General features: G+C 75.4%; 17 protein-coding genes. 12 read left to right on the top strand and 5 right to left on the bottom strand.

Annotation, left to right across the window (positions count from 1 at the left end):
* The first annotated feature begins 123 nt into the window (after nucleotides 1-123).
* The 6 genes from ACFYUY_RS36585 to ACFYUY_RS36560 all read left to right on the top strand — a co-directional run bounded on the left by ACFYUY_RS36585 (nucleotide 124) and on the right by ACFYUY_RS36560 (nucleotide 8061).
* Entirely contained in the window at nucleotides 124-420 is a 297-nt protein-coding gene (locus tag ACFYUY_RS36585) for a DUF503 domain-containing protein (protein WP_030289887.1), read from the top strand.
* Between the two features lie 153 nt (nucleotides 421-573).
* A complete protein-coding gene (gene rbfA / locus ACFYUY_RS36580; RefSeq protein ID WP_360214437.1) occupies nucleotides 574-1014 on the top strand; it encodes a 30S ribosome-binding factor RbfA in 441 nt (146 codons plus the stop codon).
* A gap of 2 nt (nucleotides 1015-1016) precedes the next feature.
* Nucleotides 1017-2120, top strand: a complete 1104-nt coding sequence (locus ACFYUY_RS36575; protein WP_360214435.1) for a bifunctional oligoribonuclease/PAP phosphatase NrnA — start codon at nucleotides 1017-1019, stop codon at nucleotides 2118-2120.
* A 34-nt stretch (nucleotides 2121-2154) separates the two neighbouring features.
* A complete protein-coding gene (gene truB, locus ACFYUY_RS36570; RefSeq protein WP_387907383.1) occupies nucleotides 2155-3084 on the top strand; it encodes a tRNA pseudouridine(55) synthase TruB in 930 nt (309 codons plus the stop codon).
* Between the two features lie 310 nt (nucleotides 3085-3394).
* On the top strand, nucleotides 3395-7051 hold the full coding sequence (locus ACFYUY_RS36565; RefSeq protein ID WP_387907380.1) for a serine protease: 3657 nt from the start codon (nucleotides 3395-3397) through the stop codon (nucleotides 7049-7051).
* 65 nt (nucleotides 7052-7116) lie between these two features.
* On the top strand, nucleotides 7117-8061 hold the full coding sequence (locus tag ACFYUY_RS36560) for a bifunctional riboflavin kinase/FAD synthetase (RefSeq protein ID WP_360214429.1): 945 nt from the start codon (nucleotides 7117-7119) through the stop codon (nucleotides 8059-8061).
* A 112-nt stretch (nucleotides 8062-8173) separates the two neighbouring features.
* Here the strand turns inward: ACFYUY_RS36560 and ACFYUY_RS36555 are convergent, their stop codons facing one another.
* From ACFYUY_RS36555 to eccE, 3 genes are all read right to left on the bottom strand, one after another.
* Nucleotides 8174-10444, bottom strand: coding sequence for an AAA family ATPase (locus ACFYUY_RS36555; protein ID WP_387907376.1), 2271 nt, complete (start codon nucleotides 10442-10444; stop codon nucleotides 8174-8176).
* A gap of 128 nt (nucleotides 10445-10572) precedes the next feature.
* Entirely contained in the window at nucleotides 10573-11340 is a 768-nt protein-coding gene (locus ACFYUY_RS36550) for a hypothetical protein (RefSeq protein ID WP_360214425.1), read from the bottom strand.
* The gene (gene eccE, locus ACFYUY_RS36545; RefSeq protein WP_360214423.1) at nucleotides 11340-12740 is read right to left on the bottom strand and encodes a type VII secretion protein EccE; all 1401 of its coding nucleotides are present in this window, start codon (nucleotides 12738-12740) and stop codon (nucleotides 11340-11342) included. The genes ACFYUY_RS36550 and eccE overlap by 1 nt, the downstream gene beginning before the upstream one ends.
* A 177-nt stretch (nucleotides 12741-12917) precedes the next feature.
* On the opposite strand from eccE, the gene ACFYUY_RS36540 reads away from it, so the two are divergent.
* From ACFYUY_RS36540 to ACFYUY_RS36515, 6 genes are all read left to right on the top strand, one after another.
* Nucleotides 12918-14624, top strand: a complete 1707-nt coding sequence (locus tag ACFYUY_RS36540) for a type VII secretion protein EccB (RefSeq protein WP_387907373.1) — start codon at nucleotides 12918-12920, stop codon at nucleotides 14622-14624.
* 180 nt (nucleotides 14625-14804) lie between these two features.
* Entirely contained in the window at nucleotides 14805-15110 is a 306-nt protein-coding gene (locus ACFYUY_RS36535) for a WXG100 family type VII secretion target (protein ID WP_360214419.1), read from the top strand.
* Between the two features lie 101 nt (nucleotides 15111-15211).
* A complete protein-coding gene (locus tag ACFYUY_RS36530; RefSeq protein ID WP_360214417.1) occupies nucleotides 15212-15502 on the top strand; it encodes a WXG100 family type VII secretion target in 291 nt (96 codons plus the stop codon).
* 99 nt (nucleotides 15503-15601) lie between these two features.
* On the top strand, nucleotides 15602-16834 hold the full coding sequence (gene mycP / locus ACFYUY_RS36525) for a type VII secretion-associated serine protease mycosin (RefSeq protein ID WP_360214415.1): 1233 nt from the start codon (nucleotides 15602-15604) through the stop codon (nucleotides 16832-16834).
* A gap of 142 nt (nucleotides 16835-16976) precedes the next feature.
* Nucleotides 16977-17519, top strand: coding sequence for a SigE family RNA polymerase sigma factor (locus tag ACFYUY_RS36520; protein WP_360214413.1), 543 nt, complete (start codon nucleotides 16977-16979; stop codon nucleotides 17517-17519).
* Between the two features lie 69 nt (nucleotides 17520-17588).
* Nucleotides 17589-18881 (top strand): hypothetical protein, encoded by a 1293-nt coding sequence (locus ACFYUY_RS36515; protein ID WP_387907369.1) that lies wholly within the window; start codon nucleotides 17589-17591, stop codon nucleotides 18879-18881.
* Nucleotides 18882-18950: 69 nt separating this feature from the next.
* Here ACFYUY_RS36515 and ACFYUY_RS36510 read toward each other — a convergent pair whose 3' ends face one another.
* Nucleotides 18951-20354, bottom strand: a complete 1404-nt coding sequence (locus ACFYUY_RS36510; RefSeq protein WP_360214409.1) for an APC family permease — start codon at nucleotides 20352-20354, stop codon at nucleotides 18951-18953.
* A gap of 467 nt (nucleotides 20355-20821) precedes the next feature.
* Nucleotides 20822-24766, bottom strand: coding sequence for a type VII secretion protein EccCa (gene eccCa, locus ACFYUY_RS36505; RefSeq protein ID WP_387907364.1), 3945 nt, complete (start codon nucleotides 24764-24766; stop codon nucleotides 20822-20824).
* Nucleotides 24767-25082 lie beyond the last annotated feature (316 nt).

Here is a 25082-nt window from a genome sequence, read left to right as displayed (position 1 = left end):
GGTGGTATTTCCGTCGACCGGCCCCGGTCTCGCTGTGTAGGGTCCCGGTAGTCGAACGACGAAGCACCGGCCCGGTTCCGGGCGGTGCCCCCGAGGCCTTCAGGTCGGCTAGACCTGTCACACATGTTCGTGGGAACACTCACCTTCGACCTGCTGCTGGGCGACGTCCACTCGCTCAAGGAGAAGCGTTCGATCGTGCGGCCCATCGTGGCCGAACTGCAGCGCAAGTACAGCGTGTGCGCTGCCGAGACCGGGAACCAGGACCTGCACCGCAGGGCCGAGATCGGCCTGGCGGTGGTGTCCGGCGAAGCCGGGTACGTCACCGAGGTCCTGGACAGCTGTGAGCGGTTGGTCGCCGGCCGCCCCGAGGTGCAGCTCCTCTCCGCGAGGAGGCGCTACCACAACGACGACGACGAATGAGAGCTGTGGAGGCGGTCGGCGGAAGTCGCCGTTCTCACACAGATCAGGACCCGGAGCGCCCGCAAGGCCGGGCGCGGGCCGGTACTTTGGGGCGTGGGCCCCGACGGGTGCGCAGCTCACCCGGGTACCGGGCCCACTGCACGAGGAGGCAACGTGACCGACACCGCAAGGGCGCGCAAGCTCGCCGACCGCATCCAGGTGGTCGTCGCCCAGACCCTGGAACGACGGATCAAGGACCCGCGACTGGGGTTCGTGACCATCACCGACACCAGGGTGACCGGCGACCTGCGCGAGGCCACCGTCTTCTACACCGTCTTCGGTGACGAGACCGAGCGCGAGGCCACGGCCGCCGCGCTGGAGAGCGCCAAGGGCGTGATCCGCTCCGAGGTCGGCAAGATCGGGGTGCGCTTCACCCCGACGCTGACCTTCGTCGCGGACGCGCTGCCGGACAACGCCCGGAACATCGACGACCTGCTCGACCGGGCCAAGGCCATCGACGCGGCGGTGCGCACCACCGCCGCGGGGGCGGCCTACGCCGGCGACGCGGACCCGTACAAGGTTCCGGCGTCCGAGCGTGACGACGAGGACGAGTAGACATGGCGGGTGAGCCGGCGCAGGCCGCCTCGCGAGCCGGTTCGACCACGGGGGCGTCCTCCACCAGCACGGTGGAGGGTGCCCTCGCGGCGCTTCCGGGGCCGCGCGCCGAGGAGAGCGGCTTCGAACTGCTCTGGCAGCAGGTGGTGGCGGAGATCGGGCGGGCGCGCTCGATCGACCTGATCTGCCACATCTGCCCGGACGGCGACGCGCTGGGCTCCTCGCTGGCGGCGGGGCTGGCGCTGCGCGGGCTCGGCAAGCAGGTGCGGGTCTCCTTCGGCGACGACCCGCAGATCGTGCCCGAGTCGCTGGCCTTCCTGCCCGGCCAGGAGCTGATCGTGCCGGCGGCCGACGTCCCGGACGTCCCCGAGCTGGTGCTCTGCTTCGACGTGGCCGCGGAGAGCCGCCTCGGGCTGCTGCACGACAAGGCGTTCGCCGCGCCCGTCCTGGTGGTGATCGACCACCACGCCTCCAACCCGGGCTTCGGCACCCACCAGCTGATCGACCCGACCGCCCCGGCCACCGCCGTGCTGGTCGACGAACTGCTGCGCCGGCTCGGCGTCGAGCTCGACCAGGACCTGGCCACCTGCCTCTACACCGGCGTCGCCACCGACACCGGCTCGTTCAAGTACCGGGCCACCACGCCCGCGACCCACGAACTCGCCGGGCGGCTGCTGGCCACCGGCATCCGGCACGACCTGATCTCCCGGCAGCTGTGGGACACCTCCTCCTTCGGCTACCTCAAGGTGCTCGCGGGCGCGCTCGACCGGGCCGTCTACGAACCGGACGCGGCCGGCGGGCTGGGGCTGGTGTGGACCTGGGTGCCGTACCAGGACCTGGTGCTGTTCAGCGTCACGGTCGAGGAGATCGAGGGGCTGATCGACATCCTGCGCCGCCCCGCCGAGGCGGAGGTGGCGCTGGTGCTCAAGCAGGACCCGGACGGGACCCTGCGGGGCTCCTCGCGTTCCAAGGGCGCGGTGGACGTCGCCGCAGCCTGTGCCGAGCTGGGCGGCGGGGGGCACGTCTTCGCCGCCGGGTTCAGCGCGCGGGAGGACGTGCCCGCGGTGGTCGAACGGTTCCGGGCCGCGCTGCGGCCGGTACCTTGATCACCTCTTGACCGCTCCTGAGAGAAAGAACCCGATGAAGCGCAAAGGCACCGGCCCGGACGGCCTGGTGATCGTCGACAAGCCCGAGGGCATCACCTCGCACGGGGTCGTCGCCAAGATGCGGTGGCTGGCCGGGACGCGGAAGGTCGGGCACGCCGGCACGCTGGACCCGATGGCCACCGGCGTGCTGGTGATCGGCGTCGAGCGCGCCACCCGGCTGCTCGGCCACCTGATGCTGACCGCCAAGACCTACGAGGCGACCGTCCGGCTCGGCCAGACCACCGTCACCGACGACCGGGAGGGCGAGGTCACCTCCGCCACCCCGGCCGACGGGGTGACCCGGGAGGCGATCGACGCCGGGATCGCGGCGCTGACCGGCGAGATCATGCAGGTCCCGTCCAAGGTCAGCGCCATCAAGATCGACGGCAAGCGCTCGTACGCGCGGGTGCGCGAGGGCGAGGAGTTCGAGCTCGCCGCCCGGCCCACCACGATCCACTCCTTCACCGTGCACGGGCAGCGCGCGGCGGTGGCCGAGGACGGCACGCCGGTGATCGACCTGGACGTGACCGTGGAGTGCTCCTCCGGCACGTACATCCGGGCGCTGGCCCGCGACCTGGGCGCCGGGCTCGGCGTCGGCGGGCACCTGACCGCGCTGCGGCGCACCAGGGTCGGGCCCTACGCGGTGGAGTCGGCGCGCACGCTGGAGGAGCTGGAGGCCGCCGTCACCGGCGAGGCCGCCACCGGCCTGGAGGTGCTGCCGATCGGCGAGGCCGCCGCGGCCGCGTTCCCGCGCTGGGACCTGGACGAGGCGTCCGCGCAGAAGCTGTCGCACGGCGCCCGGCTGAAGGCGCCCGGGCTCGGCGTGGACGGGCCGATCGCGGTGTACGGGCCGGACGGGCGCTTCCTCGCGCTGGTCGAGGAGAAGGACGGCCAGGCGAAGCCGGTCGCGGTCTTCGTCGGCTGACGCGCCCCGCACGCCCCTGCTGTCACCCCCGTCGGGATCCGTCCCGGCGGGGGTTTCACTCGTGCGGGGGAGCGCGCGAGGTGAACGCCGGTGGTGAGCGGCGCGGGCGCGGTCGGGCCGCCGCCGCTCCGGGCAGGCTCCCCGGCGGGTCCGGAACCGGGCCCGAGGGCCTCGCGCGAGCAGGCCGAGGAGGCGCGCCGGTGCCACCGCGGACGGAGCGGGGCCGCCGGTGGGACGGGCCCCGCAGCGACGGCCGCGGGCACCCGGCGCGCCCCCGAGGCGGCCGGCGCCAGTCGAGGGGGCGGAGCACATGGCGGGCATGCCGGACGGCGACGGGGTGGCGGGGGACCCGGGGCGGTACCTGCTGCGGATCCGGGACCTCAACGGGCGGCTGCACGGCTTAGGGTTCGTCGCCGACCCGAGGGGCACCGTCCTCACCGCGCACGAGGCCGTCGCCGGCCTGGACCGCCTCGTGCTGCACACCCCCGGCGGGCAGACCCGGGTGCTCGGCCCCGACGCCGTCCTCGCGCTGCCCGGGCACGGACTCGCCCTGCTGCGCACCGACGCGGTCGGCGGGCTGCCCGTACCCGCGCTGCCGGTCGCCGCGCTCGCGGCCGGACACGAGGTGGTGGTGCCCGCGCTGGCGGGGGAGGACGACCGGGCGGTGGCGCTGCGCTGCGGCCTGCTGGGCGTCACCGGCCTCGGGTACACCGGGCCGGACGGCCGCCACCTGCCGGGCGGCGTGCTGCTGCTGGACCCGCCGGTGGTCACCGGGGCCTCGGTGCCGGCCGGCTCGCCGGTGCTCGACGCCCGCAGCGGCGCCGTGGTCGCGCTGGCCGCGCCCGCCCTGGGCGGCCCGCGGCACGGCGGCGCGCTCGCCGCGGTGCCGGCCGGCGGCGGCGCGGCGGCGGCCGCCCCCGCGCTGGCCGAACTCCTGGCGCGCAACGCCGCCGCGGTGCCCGCCTACGGGCCCGCCCTCAACCTGGCCGGGGTGCTGCGGCTGGCCGCCGTCCAGCTGGCCGCCGCCGGGGCCGGACCGGGCCGGGTGGCCGGGCTCGCCGCCGACCGGGTCGACCGGCCCGACGGCCTGACCGGGGACGAGCCGCGGACCACCGTCACCGCCATGGTCGGCGCCCCCGGCAGCGGGCGCACCACCGAACTCGCCGCCCTCGCCGCCCGCCGGGCCGACGGCGCCCGGCAACTGCCGACCCTGTGGCTGCGCGGCGCGGACCTACGGGCCGGGGACCGCTCGCTGGCCGAGCCGGTGGAGCGGGCCCTGGCCGCCGCCGCGGCCGAGCTGGGCACCCCCGCGCCCGCGCCGGAGCCGGTGGCGGCCCTGTGCGCGGCGGCCGGCCGCCCGCTGCTGGTGGTCCTGGACGGCCCGGAGGAGGCGCCCGCGCCGCTCGAGCCGCGCTGGCTGCGCGGCGCCGGGGACTGGCTCACCGGCTGCGGGGCGCGGCTGCTGACCGCCTGCGCCGAGGAGACCTGGGAACGGCTGGCGGCCGAGACGTGGGGCGGCGGCGCGGCCCGCGCCGGGTACGACGAGGAGCCGGCCCCGTACGGCGACCTGGCCAGCGCCCCCACCGTCCGGATGGACGGCGCCGGCCCGGGCGCCCCCAGCCTGGGTGGCCACCGGCTCGGGCCGCTGCCCGCCGAGGCGGCCGAACGCGTGCGCCGCCGCTACGGGCTGCCGCCGGGGTGGCCGGCCGCCGCCGACGCCCGGCACCCGCTGGCCGTGCGGCTGGCCGGCGAGCTCTGGGCGGAGGGCCTGCGCGGGGAGCCGGGCGGGCGGGCGGAGCTGTTCGGCGGCCACCTGGACCTGCAGTGCCTGCGGGTGGCCCGGCGGCTCGTCGAGGACCCCCGGCCCCGGCGCCCCGGCGCCCACCGGCGGGGCGCGCCGGCCGGTCCGGCTCAGGGGCGGGTGCGGCGGCTGGCGGCGGCGGTCGCCGGGCGGGTGCACGAGGCGGCCCGGCGGATGCTCGGCGCCGATCCGGGCGGGCTGGGCCGGGAGGCCTTCGAGGAGCTGTTCCCGGCGGCCGGCGGCTGGGCCACCGCGGTGCTCGCGGAGGGCCTGTTCGTCCCGGCCGGCACCGGCTTCCGGTTCGCGCACGGGGAGTTCGCCGACTGGCTGCAGGGCTCGCACCTGGATCTGGACGCCGCGCTGCGGCTGCTGCTGGGCGAGGCCGAGGACACGCCCACCGGGCCGGCCGGGGGGCGCGTCCCGGCGGGCCGGGCGTGCGGTGTCCCCCGGCACCGGATCGGCCCGGTCGTCGCCGCGCTGCGCCAGCTGGCGGAGGCCTGGGGCGCGCCGGCGCTGGACCCGTGGCTGCACCGGATCGGGCGGGCGCTGGACCTGCGCCCGCCCGGCAGCGAACCCGCCTGGTGGGCCGGACGCCTGCTGACCGCCGGGCTGGCCGCCAGCCCTGACCCGGTCGAACACCTGGCGCTGCTGGAGCAGTTGGCCGATCGGATCGCAGACCGGGCCGTCGACCGGGCGTCGGCCGCGGAGGGGGCGGGGGCCGGGGACGGTCCGGCGGGCGGCGGCGCGGCGGCCGGGGGAGCGGCGTTCGGTCCGGCCTTCTGGACCGGCCTCGGCCTGCCGGTCGAGGCCGAACTCGCCCTGCTGCGCCGCCTGGTGGTCGCGGACGGCCCCGGGCAGGGCCACCTGGCCGCGGTGGCCGGTCGGCTGCGCGCCGACCCGGTCGCGGTGTTCCCCCTGCTCTGCGGCTGGTTCGAGGACGGACGCGGGCTGCCGGGGCGCCCCGGTCACACCGTCGCCGACCTCGCCCACGACCTGCTGCACGCCCACCGCCGGCTCGCCCTGGACGAGTTGGCGGACGCGCTGGTCGACGCCGCGCACCCGCGGGCGGACGCGCTGCTCACCCTGCTCGCCGCCGAGGAGCCCTCCGCGCTCTGCCGGGCGGTCGACCGCTGGAGCCACGACCGGCGGCCCGAGCGGCACGTGGCGGCCGCCGTGCACGCCCTGCGGGTCGCCCCGCACGCCGTCGGCGCCGCCGCCGGGCTGCTGCGGTTCACCGCGCAGACCCTGCTCGCCCGCGAGGACGAGCCGGGCCTGCACGGAGCCGCCCTCGCCCTGCTGCTCGGCGATCCGGCGACGCGTGCCGGGCACCTCCCGGCCGCGCTGGCGCTGCACCGGGCGGGCGGCGACGCCTTCCTCACCGCCGCGGCGCTCGCACCGGCGCTGGAGAGCGACCCGGAGCCCGTCCTGGCCGCGCTGGCGGACCGGCTGGCCGCCCCCGGTGCGGCGGTCGCCGAGACCCTGCGGGTGCTCGCCGACGCGACGGCCCCGGTGGCCACCCGCCGGGGCGCCGAGCTGGCGGCCCGGCTGCTGCGCGAGCGGCCGGAGCTGGCCGGCCCGGTGGCCGTCGACTACCTGGGCCGGCGGCTGGCCCGCGCGGCGACCGGTGGCCCGGCGGCCCGGCTCGAGCTGCGGGTGCTGCTCGGCGGAGCCCTGGCGGCCCGGTCGCCCGCCGTGCGCCGCCCGTTCGCCCGGGTGCTGTCCGCCCCGGTGGCCGACCCGGCGGCGGACGCGTTGCGCTGCGAGCTGCTCGACACCCTGCTCGCCACCGAGGCCGACCCGGCGGTGCTGACCGCCGCGGTGGAGGGGCTGGCCGAGCACTGCGCGGCCGAGCGGCCGGCCCGGGCCCGCGCGGTGCTGGCCCGGGCGGCGCCCGCGCTGGCGGCGGCGGACGAGGTGCTGGTGGGCTGCGCAGGACGCTCGGCGGCCTTCGCCCGGCTGCTCGCCGAGTGGCCGCAGGACGCCGCCCCGGCTCCGCCGGAGGGCCCCCGGCTGGCCCGGATGCGGGGCCTGGTGGCGGCCGGCCGGGATCCCCGGAGCGCCGCCGCGGAGGCGGAGCGGACCGCCGCCGGGCGGGCCGTACGGGCGCAGGTGCGGTCAACCCGTATTCCGGTGCCGGAGCAGGAGCAGGCGCATGGCACGCTATAGGGGTTCGGGTTTGAGCGTTTGAGCGTACAGAGGGTACGCGCCGTACGGAACAAGGAGCGGTCAGGGTGCAGCGCTGGCGTGGCCTGGAGGAGATCCCCGGTGACTGGGGACGCAGCGTCGTCACCATCGGTTCGTTCGACGGGGTGCACCGCGGGCATCAGCTGATCATCGGCCGGGCCGTCGAGCGTGCCCGCGAACTCGGCCTCCCCACGGTCGTGGTGACCTTCGACCCGCACCCCCGCGAGGTGATCCGCCCGGGCAGCCACCCGGCGCTGCTCGCCCCGCAGGCGCGCCGCGCCGAGCTGATCGCGGGCCTCGGCGTGGACGCGGTGCTGGTGCTGCCGTTCACCCCGGAGCTCTCCCAGGAGTCGCCGGAGACCTTCGTGCAGCAGGTCCTGGTGGACGCGCTGCACGCACGGACCGTCATCGAGGGCCCCAACTTCCGCTTCGGGCACCGGGCCGCCGGGGACGTCGCGCTGCTCGCCGAGCTGGGCCGGGCGGCCGGCTTCGACGTCGAGGTGGTCGACCTCCAGGTGAGCGGCAGCGCTGGGGACGGCCGGCCGTTCTCCTCCACGCTGACCCGCAGCCTGGTCGAGTCCGGCGACATGGCGGGCGCCGGAGAGGTCCTCGGCCGCCCGCACCGGGTCGAGGGCACGGTGGTGCGCGGCGCCCAGCGCGGCCGCGAGCTCGGGTTCCCGACCGCCAACGTGGAGACGGTGGCGCACAGCGCCATCCCGGCCGACGGCGTGTACGCGGGCTGGCTGACCGCCGACGGCGAGCGGATGCCCGCGGCCATCTCGGTGGGCACCAACCCGACCTTCGACGGCACCAGCCGCACCGTCGAGGCCTACGCCATCGACCGGGTCGGCCTGGACCTCTACGGGCTGCACGTGGCGGTGGACTTCCTGGCGTACCTGCGCGGGATGGAGAAGTTCGACTCCATCGAGGCGCTGCTCGACCGGATGGCCGACGACGTCAAGCAGGCCCGCGAGCTGACCGACGGCCGCTGACCGGCTGCTGAGCGCCGGCCGTCGAGCGCCGGTTGTTGAGTGCCGGCCGCCGAGCGCCGCACCGCCCGCGCGGAAGGGCCCGCCGACCACGAGGTCGGCGGGCCCTTCGGCGTCACTGCTGGGGCTGCGGCGGCGGGTAGCCGTACCCGGGCGGCGGCTGGTAGCCCTCCGGCTGGGCCGGCGGCGCGGGCTGCGGCGGCTGGCCCTGGGCGGGCGGGTAGCCGTAGCCCGGGCCCGGCTGCGGGGCGGGGGGCTGCTGGCCGGGCTGCGGCCAGGCCGTCGGGGCGGGCTGCGGCGGCGGGTATCCGTACCCGGCCGGCGGCGGGGTCTGGCCGGGCTGCGGTGCCCAGGGCGCCCCGGGGGCCGGCTGGGCGGCCTGGCCGGGCAGTCCCTGCTGACCCGTGTACGGCTGCGGGGCCGGCTGGCCGCCCTGCGGCGGGTACGGGGCCGCCTGCGCCTGCTGCTGCCACCCGGCCTGCTGGGCGGCGGCCTGCTGGGCCCGGGCGATGTCCTCGCCGACCAGGGTGGCCAGCTCGAAGTAGGCCTCGCGGACCTTGGGCCGCATCATGTCGAGGTTGACCTCGGCGCCGGCCGCCAGGCTCTCGTCGAAGGGCACCACGACCACCCCGCGGCAGCGGGTCTGGAAGTGCGCGACGATGTCCTCGACCTTGATCATCTTGCTGGTCTCGCGCACTCCGGAGACCACCGTGATGCTGCGCTGCACGAGGTCCGCGTAGCCGTGCGCGGAGAGCCAGTCCAGGGTGGTCGAGGCACTGGAGGCACCGTCCACGCTGGGGGTGGAGACGATGATCAGCTGGTCGGCCAGGTCGAGCACCCCGCGCATCGCGCTGTACAGCAGACCCGTGCCGGAGTCGGTCAGGATGATCGGGTACTGGCGGCCCAGCACGTCGATGACCTGGCGGTAGTCCGAGTCGTTGAAGGTGGTCGAGACCGCCGGGTCGACGTCGTTCGCCAGGATCTCCAGGCCCGAGTTGAGGTCCTGCGAGGTGAACTGACGGATGTCCATGTAGCTGCGCAGGTGCGGGATGGCCGTCACCAGGTCGCGGATGGTCGCGCCGGTCTGCCGCTTCACCCGGCGGCCCAGGGTGCCGGCGTCCGGGTTGGCGTCGATCGCGATCACCTTGTCCTGGCGCTCGCTGGCCAGGGTCGCGCCGAGCGCGGTGGTGGTCGTGGTCTTGCCGACGCCGCCCTTGAGGCTGATCACGGCGATCCGGTAGCAGCTCAGCACCGGGGTGCGGATGATCTCCAGCTTCCGGGACTTCTCGGCGGCCGCCGCCTTGCCGCCGAACTGGAACCGCGGCTGCTGGCGCTGCTGCTTGGGCTGGCTGCGCAGCAGCCGGTCCGAGGACAGCTCGACCGCGGCGGTGTAGCCCAGCGGAGCGCCGTGCGCGACCTGCTGCGGCGCGGCGGCCTGCTGGAACGCGGCGGGCTGCGCCTGCGGCTGGCCGCCCTGCGGCGGCCAGGGCTGCCCCGGGCCGGGCTGCTGCGGCTGGGCCGGCTGCTGGTAGGCGGCGGGCTGCGGCCAGCCTCCCTGGCGCGGGTCCACCGGCGCCGGCTGCGGGGCCGCGGGCTGCGGCTGGGCCGGGTCCGGCTGGAACGGGGCCTGCGGGGCGGCGCCCCACGCGGCGGCCTGCGGGTCCTGCGGCTGGTGGGCGGGGACCGGCTGCTGGTACGCCTGCGGCGCCACCGGCTGGGCGGGCGCCACCGGTTGGGCGGCCGGGGCCGGCTGGGCGGCCGGGACCGGGTACGGCTGCTGCGCGGCCGGGACGGGGCCGGGCTGCTGCAGCGGTGCGGGCTGCGGGTGCGGCTGTGCCGCGGCCTCGGCCGCCGGCCAGCCCGGGGCGACGGCCTGCGGGTACTCGGCGGCGGCGGGCTGCGGCTGCGGGGTGACCGGGGCGGGGACCGGCTGCGGGGTGACCGGGGCGGGGGCGGCCGGGTCCGGCGCCGGGGCGGCCACCGGGAACGGGACGTGCTGCGCCTCGGCCTGGACGGGTGGGACGGCCACGGGCGCCTGGGGCTGCGCCTGCGCGGGCACCGGGGCCGGCGCGGACGGGTACGGGCCGGCGGCGGGGCCCACCGGAGCCGGGCCGGCGGGGGCCGGGGCGGTCGGTGCCTGAGCGGCGGGTGCCTGGGCGGCGGTGGCCGGTGCGGTCGGTGCCGACGGGGGGACGGGGGCCACCGGAGCGGCCGGAGCCACCGGGGCGGTCGGCCCGGCGGGGTTCGGGGCCGGGGTCGCCGGTGCCGCCGCGGCGTCCGTCTGCACGTACCAGGACGGGGGAGTGTAGTCAGGCGCGTCCGACCAGTCGTCGTCGTCCTCCGCCGCGTTGTCGCCGACGTAGACGCCGTCCCGATCGCTGCTCACTAGGGCTCCCTCGTGTTCGCCGCCGCTTGTTCAGCGGTGCCGTTGCCGCATCACAGACTAGGCCGTGCGGCAACCCCCCTTGAAGGCGGCGTCCGATCCCGACCGGGGCCCCGGCCGGGATCGGCGGCTCAGTCCATCCGGCGCGGCCCGCCGAGAACCTGCTGCTCGGCCGGCCCGGCGACGGCCCGCACGTACTGACGGCGCATCCGGGTGGTCCACAGGGTGAGGTCGTCGCCGAGGGCGGGCAGGGCGGCGACGTCCTCCGGGGGGAGCGAGAGCACCCGGCCGGTCAGTTCCGCCTCCTGCGGGGAGATCCGCTGCAGGCCCACCAGGTCGGCCGCGTTGAGCACCCGGGCCGCGTTGGGGCCCAGGTAGGGCAGCAGGGTCAGGGTGGTCTGCCAGGGGGCGGCGGAGAGCCGGCTGCGCGGCGGGCGGGCGCCGAGGTCGCGGACGACGAGGACCGGCGAGGTCACCGAGGCGCCCTGCGGGCCGAGCCGGCCGACCTGGTGGACCGTCACGCACGGCTGTCCCCCGCCGGCGGCCTGCGCCAGCGGGCCCCAGAGCTGCCCGCGGGCGGTCTCCACCGCGACCCGGGCGCCGGTCGCGGCCGCGCGCAGCGCGATGACCTGGGCCGTCCACACGCCGCCGACCAGCACCAGGTCGTAGGCGCTGGGCCGGAACAGGCCGAGCACCGCGGGCTGCCCCTGCGGGTCGGCGCCGATCACCACGCCGTCGTCGCCGACCGGGAAGGCCAGCGCCCCGAGGTCCGCGGGGTCGAGCACGTGCTTCTCCCGCCGGGGGCCGCGCAGCCCGAAGCCGGGCAGTATCCGCGCCCGCACCCGGGGCCGTTCGGCGCCGTGCTGCGGGCCGGGGGCCGGATAGGTCTGGTACGCCATCAGGACGCTCCTCCCAGCGGCAGGGTGGCGAGCACCCCGGGGGCCTGTTCCAGGTCGAGCCGGACGAGGCCGAGCCCGGCGCCCTGGGCCCGGGTCTCCACCTGGCGGCCGACCTGTACCACCTCGCTCTCGCTGCGCCCGGTGACCCGCAGGTGGCCGCTGACGGTGACCGAGCCGCCGGTGCCGTGCCCGGCGGTCAGGCTGAAGGTGCTGGCCAGCGCCGGGGTGCCGGTGATCAGGTTGACCAGGTCGGGGGCGGCGATCCGGCCGGGGGCGCCGCCGGGGCGGCTGAGCTGCGGCCAGCGGGAGATCCAGTAGGTGCTGTGCCAGCGGTCGTCGATCCGCCAGAACCGGTTGCCCTCCTGGGTGCGGCGGGTGGTGCCGCCGCCGCTGCCGGTGCCCTGGCGACCGGCCACCGCGATCGGATTGGCGCAGGTGGAGATGGCCAGGGCGGCGATCAGTTCGCGCTCGTCCAGCACGGTGGCGTTGAACCCGGCGCTGTTGAGCCGCCCGGCCAGCTGGTCGGTGACCCGCTGCAGCGCCTTGCGGGCGCCCTCCTCACCGCCGCCGCGGGCCCGGACGGCGGCCGCGGCCCGTTCGGGGTCGAGCTTGAGGGCGACCCAGGTCAGCCGGAGGCCCGGAGTGGCGGTGCCGTCCGGGAGTTCGCGGTAGGCGCGGGCGGCGAGGGACTGCTCGGGCAGGTGCGGGGCCGGGGCCGGCTGGGTGTGCTGGACGAGCTGCACCGACTCCAGGGTGATGTCGTCCACCGTCAGCGCGGAGCAGACCACGTCCAGCGGCAGCGGTAGTGCGGTCCGCACCGGGCGCAGCGGCTGGTCCTTGGCCTGGACGAGCAGGACGGAGCTGAGGAACGTCCCGTCGCCGACCATGCCGGTCTCGCGGCGCACCGGGCGGCCGCCGAGGTCGGCCTCGGTGGCGTGGGTGCAGGTGCGCAGCGCCGGTTCGAGCTCCAGGGCCGGCGCGAGCGCCGGGTCGGTGCCGGCCGGGGGGAGCGTGCTGCGGGCCTGCCGGCGGCGGGACTTGAGGGCGGCGCGCACCCGCAGCAGCTCGGCGACGGTGCGCCCGCGCAGCGGGACCGCGGCGCACACGACCAGGACCAGGGCGACCGCGCCGAACCCGGCGGCGACCGGTCGGCTGATCGTCCAGCCGACCGCGACCAGCGCGGCCGCGACCTCGACGAGGACGAGCTGTTGGAGCTTCAGCCGGCCGCCGAGCAGGCCGGGCCGGGGGTTGACCCGGACCGCGACGGGCCCGCCGCCACCGGGCTGCGGCGGCTCGGGCGCGGCCCCGGCGGCCGCGGTGCCGCGCTGCGCCCGGCCGGAGCGGCGCGACCTCCCGCCCGTTGCCGGGTCGCGGCGTCCTGGAGCGGTCTGGCTTGGCATCCCCCGGTGACCTCTCTGATCGGTTGTCGCGGCCCGGCTGGCTGGTTCGCGGACCCTACCCGTACGGTACTCACCGGCTGCTGCCGCATCGTAGAGGGTTCGCGCGGGTCGCCGCCCGGCGGGTGCGGGCGGCGGGGCAGGCCGGTCTGACCATGTCCGACGAGGGGGACGACGAGGATGGCATCGCGCCGGGACGAGCTGAACGCGTACACGTTCGCGCGCAAGCGCACGGTGGGGGCGTTCCTGCAGCCCGCCGGCGGCGGCAGCGACGAGGACGCGCCGCGGCCGGTCAAGGCGGTGCTGCCGAGCGTCCTGGTCGGGGCGCTGGTGGTCGCCGGGTTCGGCCTGTGGGGGGTGTTCAAGCCGAGCGCGCCGCTGCACTGGGACGACGGCAAGAGCGTCATCCAGGGCAAGAAGTCGACCACCCGGTACGTGGTGCTGACGGATCCGGACGGCCGGACCAAGCGGCTGCACCAGGTGCTGAACATGTCCTCGGCGCGGCTGGTGCTGCCGGCCGACGCCAAGGTGGTCGTGGTGGACGACGGGGTGCTCGACGCCTACCCCAACCACGGGCCGACGATCGGCATCCCGTACGCGCCGGACAAGCTGCCGAGCAAGGACAACGCGGGCCGGCCGATGAAGTGGTCGGTCTGCGACCGCCCGGGTTCGGACGACAAGCAGGAGACCGTCAACCAGGCGGTGTTCGTGGCGGCGGGCCAGGACGCGGCGGCCCTCTCGGCCAGGGACCGGATGCTCGGCCCGGACCAACTGCTGCTGGTGCAGCAGGCGGACGAGCAGCAGGTCTCGGTGCAGCCGGCGCCGGGCCAGCCGGGCGCCCGGCCGGGAGACGCGAAGGTGTTCCTGGTCGACGCGCAGGGGCGCAAGCACGAGATCGGGTCCCCGCAGGCGGACGACAAGGAGCGCAAGGCGCTGATCACCGCGGTCTTCGGGCCCAATGCGGTGCCGCAGCGGGTCAAGCGCGAGTGGCTGGACACCCTGGTGCCGGGCAGCCCGGTGGTCTTCCCGCAGATCGACGGGGTGGCGGACAGCCAGGGGCCGAACTCCTCGGTGGCGCTGGGCAACCAGGCCGACCGCCGGATCGGCCGGCTGGTGCACTACCAGGACCGGAACTACGTGGTCGGCAAGGACCGGCTGTACCTGGTGACGGCCTTCCAGGCGGAGCTGATCCGGCAGAACCCGGCCTACCAGGTCCTCTACAAGTACGACGCGGACAGGAAGCCGCGCAGCGACGAGATGACCCCGGCCGACCACGCCGCGTTCGGCGGCGACACCCGGCTGCCGAACGCCGGGGACGACTGGCCGCTGAAGGCCGCCGCGCCGGCCAACAACTGGCAGGACCGCCAGGACCCGCGCCTGGTGGTCTGCAGCACCTTCGACGGCGTCGGCGAGGACGGCCGCACGCCCAGGCGCAGCGTCTGGGCCGGCCCGGCGTACCCGGCGCCGTACAACAACGGTGCCGGCGCGGCCTACGTGACCCCCGGTCACGGCCTCTTCTACCGGGCGATGGACAACACCGCGGGCGGCTCCGGCACCGACTTCCTGATCACCGAGACCGGTCTGCGGTACTCCGTTCCGGCGAACGGCGACGGTGGCCGGGGTGCCGCCGCCGCGCCGTCCGCGGGTGCCACCGCGCCGCCCGGGGGGCAGTCGGGCGGGGGCGGCGCCACGAAGTCGCCGACCCCGCAGCCGGGCGCCACCGCGCCGGACCAGCAGCCCCAGCAGCAGGACGAACCCGGCGCCAACCAGGCCCGGTTGGGCTACCAGGGGCTGCAGCCGCTGCCGGTGCCGCGCGAGTGGTCCAACCTGGTGCCGGCCGGTCCGCCGCTGGCCGCGAAGAGCGCCGTGCAGCCGCAGAACGCCTGACGGGCGGGGCCGGACAACGGAATTGGCCCCCGTGTCATGGTCTGGTAACTACTCTGTGCTCGGTGTTGGGCGGGTTGCGCCCGCCGACTACAGTGCACGTGGGCATCACTCGGGTGATGCGGCGGCTCGGGCCGGGAGGCCCTCCGTACACACGGCTTGTCTCATGGGGGATGGTGGAACATGGCTCAGGGTCAGTTCACGATGACGGCACAGGAGATGCTGGCGTTCGCCAAGCGGATCGAGGAAGCGGTCGGCAAGATCGAGGCCGAGCGGCAGAAGCTGATCAGCACGGTCGACGGCGTCACCGGTGGCTGGCAGGGCCAGGCGGCCACCGCCTACAAGACCCTGCAGGAGCAGGTGAACACCGACATCGCGAAGCTGAAGGAGTCGCTGACGGCGATCCAGCACGCGATCGAGCTGACCACCAAGCACTACGCGAGCACCGAAGAGGAGCAGAAGGCGCTGTTCGCCTCCGCGCAGGGCTGATCACCGCACCGCGCTGACCACCCGCCTGTTCCGACCTTCCGCTCGGCGGGGCGCCCGCGGCCGATCGTGCGGCGCCCCGCATTCCTCGTCAAGGAGTCACCGTGTCCGACAACATCCTCGTCAACTTCGAGACCGTCCACCACGCGGCGGAGGAGGTGCGCGCCTCGGCCGGCCGCATCGACCACCTGCTGAACGACCTCAAGAGCGACGTCCAGAAGGTCTCCGGCAGCTGGCAGGGCGCCGCCCAGCAGGGCTACCAGACCTACCAGACCCAGTGGGACACCCGCGCCGCGGACCTGCAGAAGGTCTGCGCGCAGATCGCCACCTCGCTGGACAACGCGGCGACCAGCTACAAGACCACCGAGGACAACAACGCCAAGCTCTGGCAGTGACGACGCGTCCCCGGGCGGGGACGTGAGGGGGCGGGTACCCGGGCTCCGGGTGCCCGCCCCCGGTGCGCGGCAGGGGTGGACGACATGAGGGGTGGCAGGGTGTCCGGACGCGGGTACCGGAAGGCGGCCGCGGTGCTGGCCGCGCTCGCGGTGCTGGGCGGCCCGCTCGCGGCCCCGGCGGCGGCGGACGGCGGCCCCGGGCTGGCCGCCGCGGGCGACTGCCCCAAGAACGCGCCCGACGTGCCGACCGTGCCGTGGTCGCTGCAGCGGCTGCTGCTGGACGAGCTGTGGCAGGGCGGGCGGACCACCGGCAGGGACGTGCTGGTCGCGGTCATCGACACCGGCGTGGACGACCAGAACCCGCAGCTGGCCGGCAAGGTCCTGGAGGGCCCCAGCCTGCTGGTCAACCGGGAGACCAAGGAGAAGGTCCCGGGCGGCTCCAAGGACGATCCGGTCGGCCACGGCACCAAGGTGGCCGGCATCATCGCGGCCGGGCGCAGCGACCGGACGGGCTTCGTCGGGCTCGCCCCCGACGCCCGGATCCTCTCGATCCGGCAGAACGACAGCGACGGCAACGGGGACGTCTCCACCCTCGTCCAGGCCGTCAACGAGGCGGTCCGGGCCAAGGCCAGGGTCATCAACATCTCCCAGGACGTCCGCGGCGCGGGCACCGCGGCGTTCGGCGGCTACAACGAGCTGAAGGCCGCGATCCAGGCCGCCGAGGACGGCGGCGCCGTGGTGGTCGCCTCCACCGGCAACGACGGCAAGGAGGGCGACACCTATCCGGGCGCCTTCCCGACCGTGCTCGCCGTCGGCGCCTCCGACCGCAACAACGAGCGCGCCCCGTTCTCCCAGTACGGCTCCTTCGTGAAGGTCGCCGCGCCCGGGGTCGACATGCTCTCCACCGTCCCGCGCGGAGGCCAGTGCGTGGACAACGGCACCAGCTTCGCCGCGCCGTACGTGTCCGGGCTCGCCGCGCTGCTGGTCGGCGCCCACCCGGACTGGAAGCCGGCCCAGGTGCGGGCCTGGATCGAGCAGACCGCGCAGCGCACCGAGCGCGGCCCGAACCGGTTCATCGGCTGGGGCGTGGTGGACCCGGTCCGCGCCGTCACCAAGGCGCCCGACGTCGCACCGGCGACCCCGGCCCCGGACGCCCCCGTCCAGCTGGCGGCGGCCCCGATCGTGCCGCAGCCGGTCGGCCTCGGCGAGACCCAGGCCGACCGCGACGGCCGCACCGCGACGTACGTGCTCGCCGCCGGGGCGCTGCTGGTCGCCCTGCTGATCGGCGGCGGCGTGGTGCTGCGGGACCACCGCCGCCGGTCCGCCGACTGACCGCTGCGTACGGCGGCCGACCGGTCCGTGTGCGCAGCACCCCTCCGGTGGCCGGAGGAGTCCCGTGGGGCGCCTGTAACACCGCGGGCCCCTCGGCGCATCCAAGAGGTGTCGGGGAGCGCGGGCAACGGGGGCGGTACGCATGGGGTGGACCAGGTCGGGCCGGGAGGCCAAGGACGCCGAGTTCCTGGAACTCGTCTCGGTCCGCACCGGCCACCTGTACCGCTCGGCCTGCCTGCTCACCAGCGGCGACACCCACTACGCCGAGGACCTCGTCCAGGAGGCCCTCAGCCGGATGTACGTGCTGTGGCGGCGCAGCGCCTGGACGGGCGGCCGGGACCGGATCGACAACCCGGCGGCCTACACCCACACCGTGATGGTGCGTACCTTCCTGGCCCAGCAGCGCCGCCGTTCCAGCTCCGAACGCCCCACCGGGGAGCTCCCCGAACCGGAGGGGCGGGAGACGGACAGCACCCTGCGGCTGACCCTGCTGGACGCCCTCGGCCGGCTGCCGGCCAAGGACCGGGCCGTCCTGGTGCTGCGCTACTGGGAGGACCGCAGCGTCGAGGAGACCGCCGAGGCGATGCGCGTCTCCTCCGGGGCGGTCCGCACCCGCACCACCCGGGCCCTGGCCCGGCTGCGCACCCTGCTCGGCGACTCGCTGGCCGAGCTCGCCGCGCGCTGACACCTCCCGCAGACCACTTCCCGCACACCACGTCCCGCAGACCGCGACGCAAGGAGACGGTGACCACGCATGTCCCGACCCGAAGAGTTCGAGGACGATCTTCTCTACGCCATGACCCGCACCGGTGAGGGCTTCCGCACCGAGCCGGCCGACCTGGTCGCGGGGGGCTACCGGCGCGGCCGGAGCCGCTGGCGCCGGCGCTCCACCGCCGCGGTGCTGGGCGGTGCGGCCGCGCTGGCCCTGGTGGGCACCGGCACGCTGTACCTCACCGGCTCCGCCGGCCCGGCGCCGGTGCGCGCGGCCGCCGCCCCGAGCCCGGCGGCCGGCAGCGGTTCCGGTACCCCCTCGGTGGCCCCCTCCGCGCCCGCGACCTCCGCCGCCTCCCCGGCGGTCAAGCCGGTCGGCGGCGACGAGGTGCTGGCCGCCTTCCAGGCCCTGCTGCCCAAGGGGCAGGTCACCGACGGGCGGGGCACCGGCACCGAGCCCGCCGACGGCAAGCCGTGGGGAGGCGGCGTCGCCGCCGGCGCCTCGCTGGTCTTCGACGACGGCAGGGGCAGGTCCGCGATGGGCATCTCGCTGGGCCGCCTGGGGGAGGGCGACCCGGGCCGGGCGGAGAACACCTGCCCGGACGGGAAGCTCGTCCCGTACGACGCCTGCACCACCACCACGCTGCCCGGCGGCGGCACGCTGACGGTGCTGCAGGGCTACGAGTACCCGGACAAGCGGGCCACCACCAAGTGGTGGAACGCCAAGCTGATCGGCGCGGACGGCCGCCAGATCGAACTGTCCGAGTGGAACTCCCCGGCGGAGAAGGGCTCGCCGGACAGCCGCCCGCAGCCCCCGCTGTCGGCCGAGCAGCTCAAGGCGGTCGTCACCGACGCGTCCTGGGACCGGGTGATCGCCGCGATCCCGGTGCCCGCGCCGGTCAAGCCGCGGGACACCAGCCACGAGTACGGCCAGGAGGAGATCCTCGCGATCGCCGCGAAGCTGCTGCCCGCCGGGCTGACCGAGGCGAAGACCGGCGGCCAGCCGGGCTACGCGAACTTCGTGGTCGACGACGGCAGGGGCGAGTCCCTGGTGGAGATCAACGTGCAGGACTGGAGCGGCGGCAAGAGCCCGGCCGGGGAGATCTTCGACGGCGTCGCGCCCCAGCCGGACGGCACCAAGGTGGTCGTCCGCAAGCAGGCCGGCAACCCGGCGGGCTGGATCGTCGACACCCTGCACGCGGACGGCCTGCGGGTGGTGGTCGCCGCGTACAACAGCGGCAGCCAGCGGACCAAGGCGACCCGCAGCACCGCGGCGCTGAGCGACGACCAGCTGAAGGCGATCGCCACCGCGGCGGTCTGGAAGCTCAAGAAGTAGTGCCGGACACGGCAGTGCCCCGGGCGGGGGAGCCCGGGGCACTGCCGTGGGGGGTGGGGGAGGTGGGGGTCAGGACTGCTGGTCCTCGGGGAGGCTGATCACCCAGCGGGTGTCCTGCCGGGGGCGCAGGTAGAACAGCCAGTAGAGGGTGGCGACGGCGGTGATGCCGCCGGTCCACAGCAGGGGCTCGGCGTCGAGCTGGGTCATCACGTAGACCAGGACGGCGATCAGCACCACCGGGACGGCCGGCCACAGCGGCATCCGCCAGGCGGGGGCGTGCTTGTGGTGGGCGCGGCGGGAGAGCAGCGCGGCGATCGCGACCAGCAGGTACATCCCGGTGACGGCGACACCGGTGATGTTGCTCAGCAGCTCGCCCTTGACGAAGCAGAGCGCGGCGCCGGGGAGGCCGACGGCCAGGGTGGCGATCCACGGGGAGCCGAACCGGCCCAGGGTGGCGAAGGCCTTGTTGACCGGCTCGGGCCAGGCCTTGTCGCGGGCGGAGGCGAACAGCACCCGGGAGTTCTGGATGACCATGACGATGCCGGCGTTGATGATGGCCAGCGCGACGCAGAGGCTGATGAAGGTGCCGACCGCGGAGTTGCTCCAGGCGGTGACCATGCCGGAGATGTCGCCCGAGGTGAGGGTCTGCAGGTCGGGGGCGCCGACGGTGATGGCGACGACCGGGACGAGGATGACCGCGGCGGAGATGCCGAGCGTCCAGAGCACGGTGCGCGAGACGTTGCGGCGGGGGTTCTCCAGCTCCTCGGAGAGGTAGACGGCGGTGGAGAAGCCCTGGGTGATGAACAGGGCGATGCCGAGCGCGCCGACGACGGCGCCGATGCTCACCGTGGTGGCGGTGCCGTCGTCCCCGCTGACGACGCCGTGCAGCAGGCTGGGGGCGCCGCTGTTGGCGTGGGCGAAGCCGAGGACCGAGACGACACCGGCGGCGATGACCTCCAGGACCAGGAAGATGCCGGTGATCCAGGCGTTGGCGCGCAGGTCGAGCAGGCCGGCCAGGGTGGCGGCGAGCATCACGGCGGCGCCGGTGATGGCCTTGTCGACGTGCAGCACGGGGGCGAGGTAGTCGGCGGTGCCGAGGGCGATGACCGAGGGGACGATCATCACCACGATCAGCGACAGCACGAAGACCAGCCAGCCCATCAGCCGGCCGGCCAGGGTGCCGACCATCGCGTACTCGCCGCCGGCGCTGGGGATCAGGGTGCCGAGCTCGGAGTAACAGAACGCGACGGCCACGCAGAGCACGGTGCCGATGGCGATGGCCAGGGCGGTGGCGCTGCCGATGCTGGAGAAGAGCTCCGGCACGATCACGAAGAGCGTGGAGGCCGGGGTGACGCACGACAGCGTGAGCAGCGTGCCGCCCACGACGCCGATCGAGCGCTTGAGCTGCTGGGGAGCGGCGCCCTCGGCCGCCGTGGCGGCTACGGTCTGTGGCGGGCGAAGCGTGTCGGTCATCTGGCTTCCGATCGGCTCTGTGCGGTCCTGGGGGTGGGAGCGGTATCGCCTCCGCTGGCTGGCTGCTCGGGTCCTTCGTCGGTCGCTCCCGGGGCGCAATGGAACCTTGGGCGTATTGATCGCGTCAACGCCGGAACTGCTTCGGAATCCGTTGCAGTACGGGGCATAAACATGCGATCTGATGATCGCTTTCAGTCATTGCGAGGTTTGTCCGCCTTGTTACCTCGGCCACATCGCGTGTGAATCCAAGGTGAACAGAGTGTTGAAGGCTGATATTCAAAGGCGTCGACCCGGGTGGACAGTGGTACGCCCAGGCACCTCCGACGTGTCCGGCGGCCCCCGCCCGGGGTGCGGGAACCGCAGCCCCGGCCCGGAAAGATCTAGGTAACGTTTCAGCACCTGGGACGCGGAGGGGCCGGACTCCCGGAGTCCGGCCCCTCTGCTCACCGTCCGTAGCCGGACCGCCGTCACGCCACCGGCAGCCAGCCGGTCTGGACCATCTGCCCGCCGGTCGCCCGGCGCGACACGAACACCCCGCGCCCCGGCGGCAGCGGCATCGGCCGGACCGCCCCCAGCAGCGCGCCCTCGTCCCGGTTCCCGGAGAGGATCACGCCCTGCCCGCCGAGCTCGCGCATCCGCTGCAGCACCGGCTCGTACAGCGAGCGGCCGGCGCCGCCCGCGCTGCGCGCCACGATCACCCGCAGGCCGATGTCCCGCGCGAACGGCAGGAACTCGGCCAGCGGCGCCAGCGGGTTGCCCGAGCTCGTCGCGACCAGCTCGTAGTCGTCCACGATCACGAACATGTCCTTGCCGCTGTACCAGCTGCGGTTGCGCAGCTGCTCGGCGGTCACGTCCGGGCCGGGCAGGCGGCGGGCGCAGGCCCCGCGCAGCATGTCCACGACGGACGCCATGGCCGGCTGCGCCGCCGCGTACTCCACCAGGTACTCCGACGGGACGGCGCCCAGCAGCGCGCGGCGGTAGTCGCCGACCACGATGCCCGCCTGGTCCGGCGTGTACCGCTCGGTGATCTGCTTGACCAGCATCCGCAGCAGCGCCGACTTCCCGGACTCGGTGTCGCCGAAGACGATGAACAGCGGATCGGTCTCGAAGTTCACGAAGGCCGGTGCCAGCTCGGCCTCGTCCACGCCGAACGCGACGCCGCGCTCCGGGTGCTCGAAGCCCTTCGGGAGCGCGTGCCCGTCCAGGACGGCCGGCAGCATCCGGACCTGCGGGGCGCGCGGCCCGCTCCAGGCCCCGTCGACGGCGGCCACCAGGCCGGCCACCCCGTCCTGCAGGTCGTCCACCGTGGAGGCCCCGTCCAGCCGCGGCAGGCCGGAGAGGAAGTGCAGCCGCTCCGGGGTGATGCCGCGCCCGGCCAGCGGCGGCACGTTCTGCGCCACCCGGCGGTCCACCTCGGACTCCATCGCGTCGCCGAGCTTCAGCTCGGTGCGGTTCTGCAGCAGGTCCTTCAGCGCCGGACGCACCTCCGCGTACCGCGCCGCGGTGATGATCAGGTGGACGCCGTAGCCGAGGCCGCGCTGGGCGATGTCGCCGATCACCGGCTCCAGCACCTCGAACTCCTGCTTGAAGGTGTTCCAGCCGTCGATCACCAGGAACACGTCGCCGAACGCCTCGTCCGGCAGCTGCCCGGCCGCGCGGCGCGCCCGGTACGTCCCGATGGTGTCGATCCCGGCGGCCCGGAACAGCTCCTCGCGCCGGTTCAGCACCCCGTGCACCTCGGAGACCATCCGGCGCACCTTGTCGACGTCCAGGCGCCCGGCGACCCCGCCGACGTGCGGCAGCCCGGCCAGCGACCGGAAGCTGCCCGCGCCGAAGTCCAGCAGGTAGAACTGCACCTCCAGCGGGGTGTGGGTGAGCCCGAACGAGGCGACGGTGGTGCGCACCACCGTCGACTTGCCCGAGCGCGGGCCGCCCACCACCAGGCCGTGGCCGGCCGCCCCCGCGTAGTCCACCTCCAGGATGTCGGTCTTCTGCTCCCGGGGCTTGTCCACGATCCCGATCGGCGCCCGCAGCCGGCCCATCGGGAAGCCGGGCGCGGTCAGGCCGCGCTCCGGCACCACCTGCAGCGGCGGCAGCAGGTGGTCCATGCTCGGCGCCTCCTCCAGCGGCGGCAGCCACACCTGGTGCGCGGCCGGGCCCTGGCCCGTCATCCGCTGCACGAACACGTCGAGCACGGTGTCGACCAGCGCGTCGTCCTGCTCCGGGGTCTGCGGCACCTCCTGCTCGGCCGCCGGCTCCGGCAGCTCCACCCGGGCCGCGGTGAACAGCACCGGTCGCGCGTTCACCCGGTGCCCGCCGGTCGACCGCTGCTGCCCCGGCGCCCGGTAGGGCCCGGAGACGTACGCGGCCTTGAACCGCTCCATCACGTCCTCGCCGAACTTGAGGTACCCGACGCCGGGCACCGGCGGCAGGTGGTACGCGTCCGGCACCCCGATCGCCGCCCGCGACTCGGCCGCCGAGAAGGTGCGCAGACCGATCCGGTAGGAGAGATAGGTGTCCAGACCGCGCAGCTTGCCCTCCTCCAGGCGCTGCGAGGCCAGCAGCAGGTGCACCCCGAGCGACCGGCCGATCCGGCCGATCTGGATGAACATCTCGATGAAGTCCGGCTTGGCGGTGAGCAGTTCGGAGAACTCGTCGATGATCAGCACCAGCGAGGGCAGCGGGTCCAGCGCCGCGCCGGCCGCCCGGGCCCGCTCGTACTCGTGGATGTTGGCGTAGTTGCCCGCCGAGCGCAGCAGCTCCTGGCGGCGGTGCAGCTCGCCCTCGATCGCGTCGCGCATGCGGTCGACCAGGGTGAGCTCGCCCTCCAGGTTGGTGATCACCGCGGAGGTGTGCGGCATGTCGGCCATGCCGGAGAAGGTCGCGCCGCCCTTGAAGTCGGCGAGGACGAAGTTGAGGATCTCCGAGGAGTGCGACATCGCCAGCGCCAGCACCAGGGTGCGCAGCAGCTCCGACTTGCCGGAGCCGGTCGCGCCGACGCACAGGCCGTGCGGGCCCATGCCCTCCAGCGCGGCCTCCTTGATGTCCAGGTACACGTGCTCGCCGTTGGCGCCGACGCCGATCGGCACCCGCATCCGCTCGTGCTGCGCGCGCGGGCGCCAGCTGCGGGTCACGTCGAAGGAGCCCGGGTCGCCCGAGTTCATCAGGTCGGTGAAGTCCAGGTTGGACAGCAGCGGCTCGTCGTCACCGCCGGCCGAGATCCGGTACGGCGCCAACTGGCGCGCCAGCGCCTCGGACTGCCAGACCGACAGGAGGTCCGGCTTGCCGGTGTACGTCGCCCCGGAGGCCGAGCGCAGCACCAGCTCCTGCGGGCCGACCGTCACCATCAGGTGCCCGCTCGGCTCGTCCAGGTCGCCCGGGACCACCTCGATGACGGTCACCCCCTGCACGCCCTCCGAGCCCGCCAGCAGCGAGTCGTGCGGCACCCCGGCACCGTCCATCACCACCACCAGGTGCGGCTGGTCGGCCACCGGGGAGGCGTCCCGGATGAACCGCTGGCGGCCGGCCAGCTCCTCCTGGAGCAGGTGCTCCAGCTCGCCGAGGTCGGTGGCGACCAGCCGGCGCGAGCCCGCGCCGTCGGCCTCCTTGCGGTGCTGGTTGTGCGGGAGCCACTTGGTCCACTCCCACTCCTCGGCGGCGCCCGGCGCCGCGGCCACCGCGACCAGCAGGTCGTCGGGGGAGTGCAGGGTGGTCAACTGGGCGATCATCGCGCGCACGTTGCCGTACACCGAGTCCGCGTCCCCGCAGACGGTGATGTGGTAGAAGGCGCGCAGCGACACCGCCAGCGGCAGGTCCTGCAGGGTGCCGTGAGCCTTGAGGAAGGAGTGCATGGCGGCCGAGGACAGCGGCTCCAGCTCGTCCATCGGCGCGGTCTGCGGGGCCACCAGCGGCGTGGACAGCTGCACCGGGCCCAGGCCCACCCGGATCTGGGCGAAGTCGCCGTCCCCGGTGCGGCGTTCCCAGAGCCGTCGGCCGTCCGCGACGATCGACCACAGCTGGTCCGGCGCGGGGTTCAGGAACAGCAGCGCGCCGCGCTGGCGCTCCGCGGTGCGGCGCACCTGGCGGCGCATCTGCTGCAGGTACTTGAGGTAGTCGCGGCGCTCGTCCGCCAGTGCGGTCGAGCCGCCCTTGCGGGCCCGCACGATCTGCGCCAGCACCATGCCGACCGTCGAGGCGATCATCAGACCGCCCATGATCTTCATCGGGGCCGCCGCGCCGGGCGCGAAGAAGAACACCGCGGAGCCGCCCATGCCGAGCATCGGCAGGATGCTCATCAGCCAGTCCTCGCCGCCCTGCCGGGGCAGTTCGGGAGGGCTCACCAGCTCCACCGGCTCGTCCGGCACCGCCGGCGGATAGGCCCTGGCCGGGCGCTTGACCGTGATCACACCCATGTGTCATCCACCCCGCGGCGTCGATCGATCACTTCGGCATCAGCCCTCACGCAACTGGACCCGCACGGCTCGTACGGGTTTCACCACGGGTGAGGACGCGCCTGCACGGCGCCGCCCCCGCTCCGCCGACCGCAGGTACCGGGTCGGGCCCGCCGCCCCGTACCGTGCGCAGGCGCCGATCCTAACGGTCGTCGCCGCCGCCCCCGCCAGGCCCCGCACCGGCCGCCGGCCCCGGCCCCGCGCCGCCGCCGGGCACGGAGCGAGCGGGTAGGGTAACGCCGCGCCAACCGGCGGCCCGGCCGGGCCCGTTCACGGA

Source organism: Kitasatospora sp. NPDC004745, from assembly GCF_042873275.1.
Classification (GTDB): domain Bacteria; phylum Actinomycetota; class Actinomycetes; order Streptomycetales; family Streptomycetaceae; genus Kitasatospora.
Note: the sequence above shows the minus strand (reverse complement) of the source record. Positions and strands in the feature narration are given on the sequence as shown.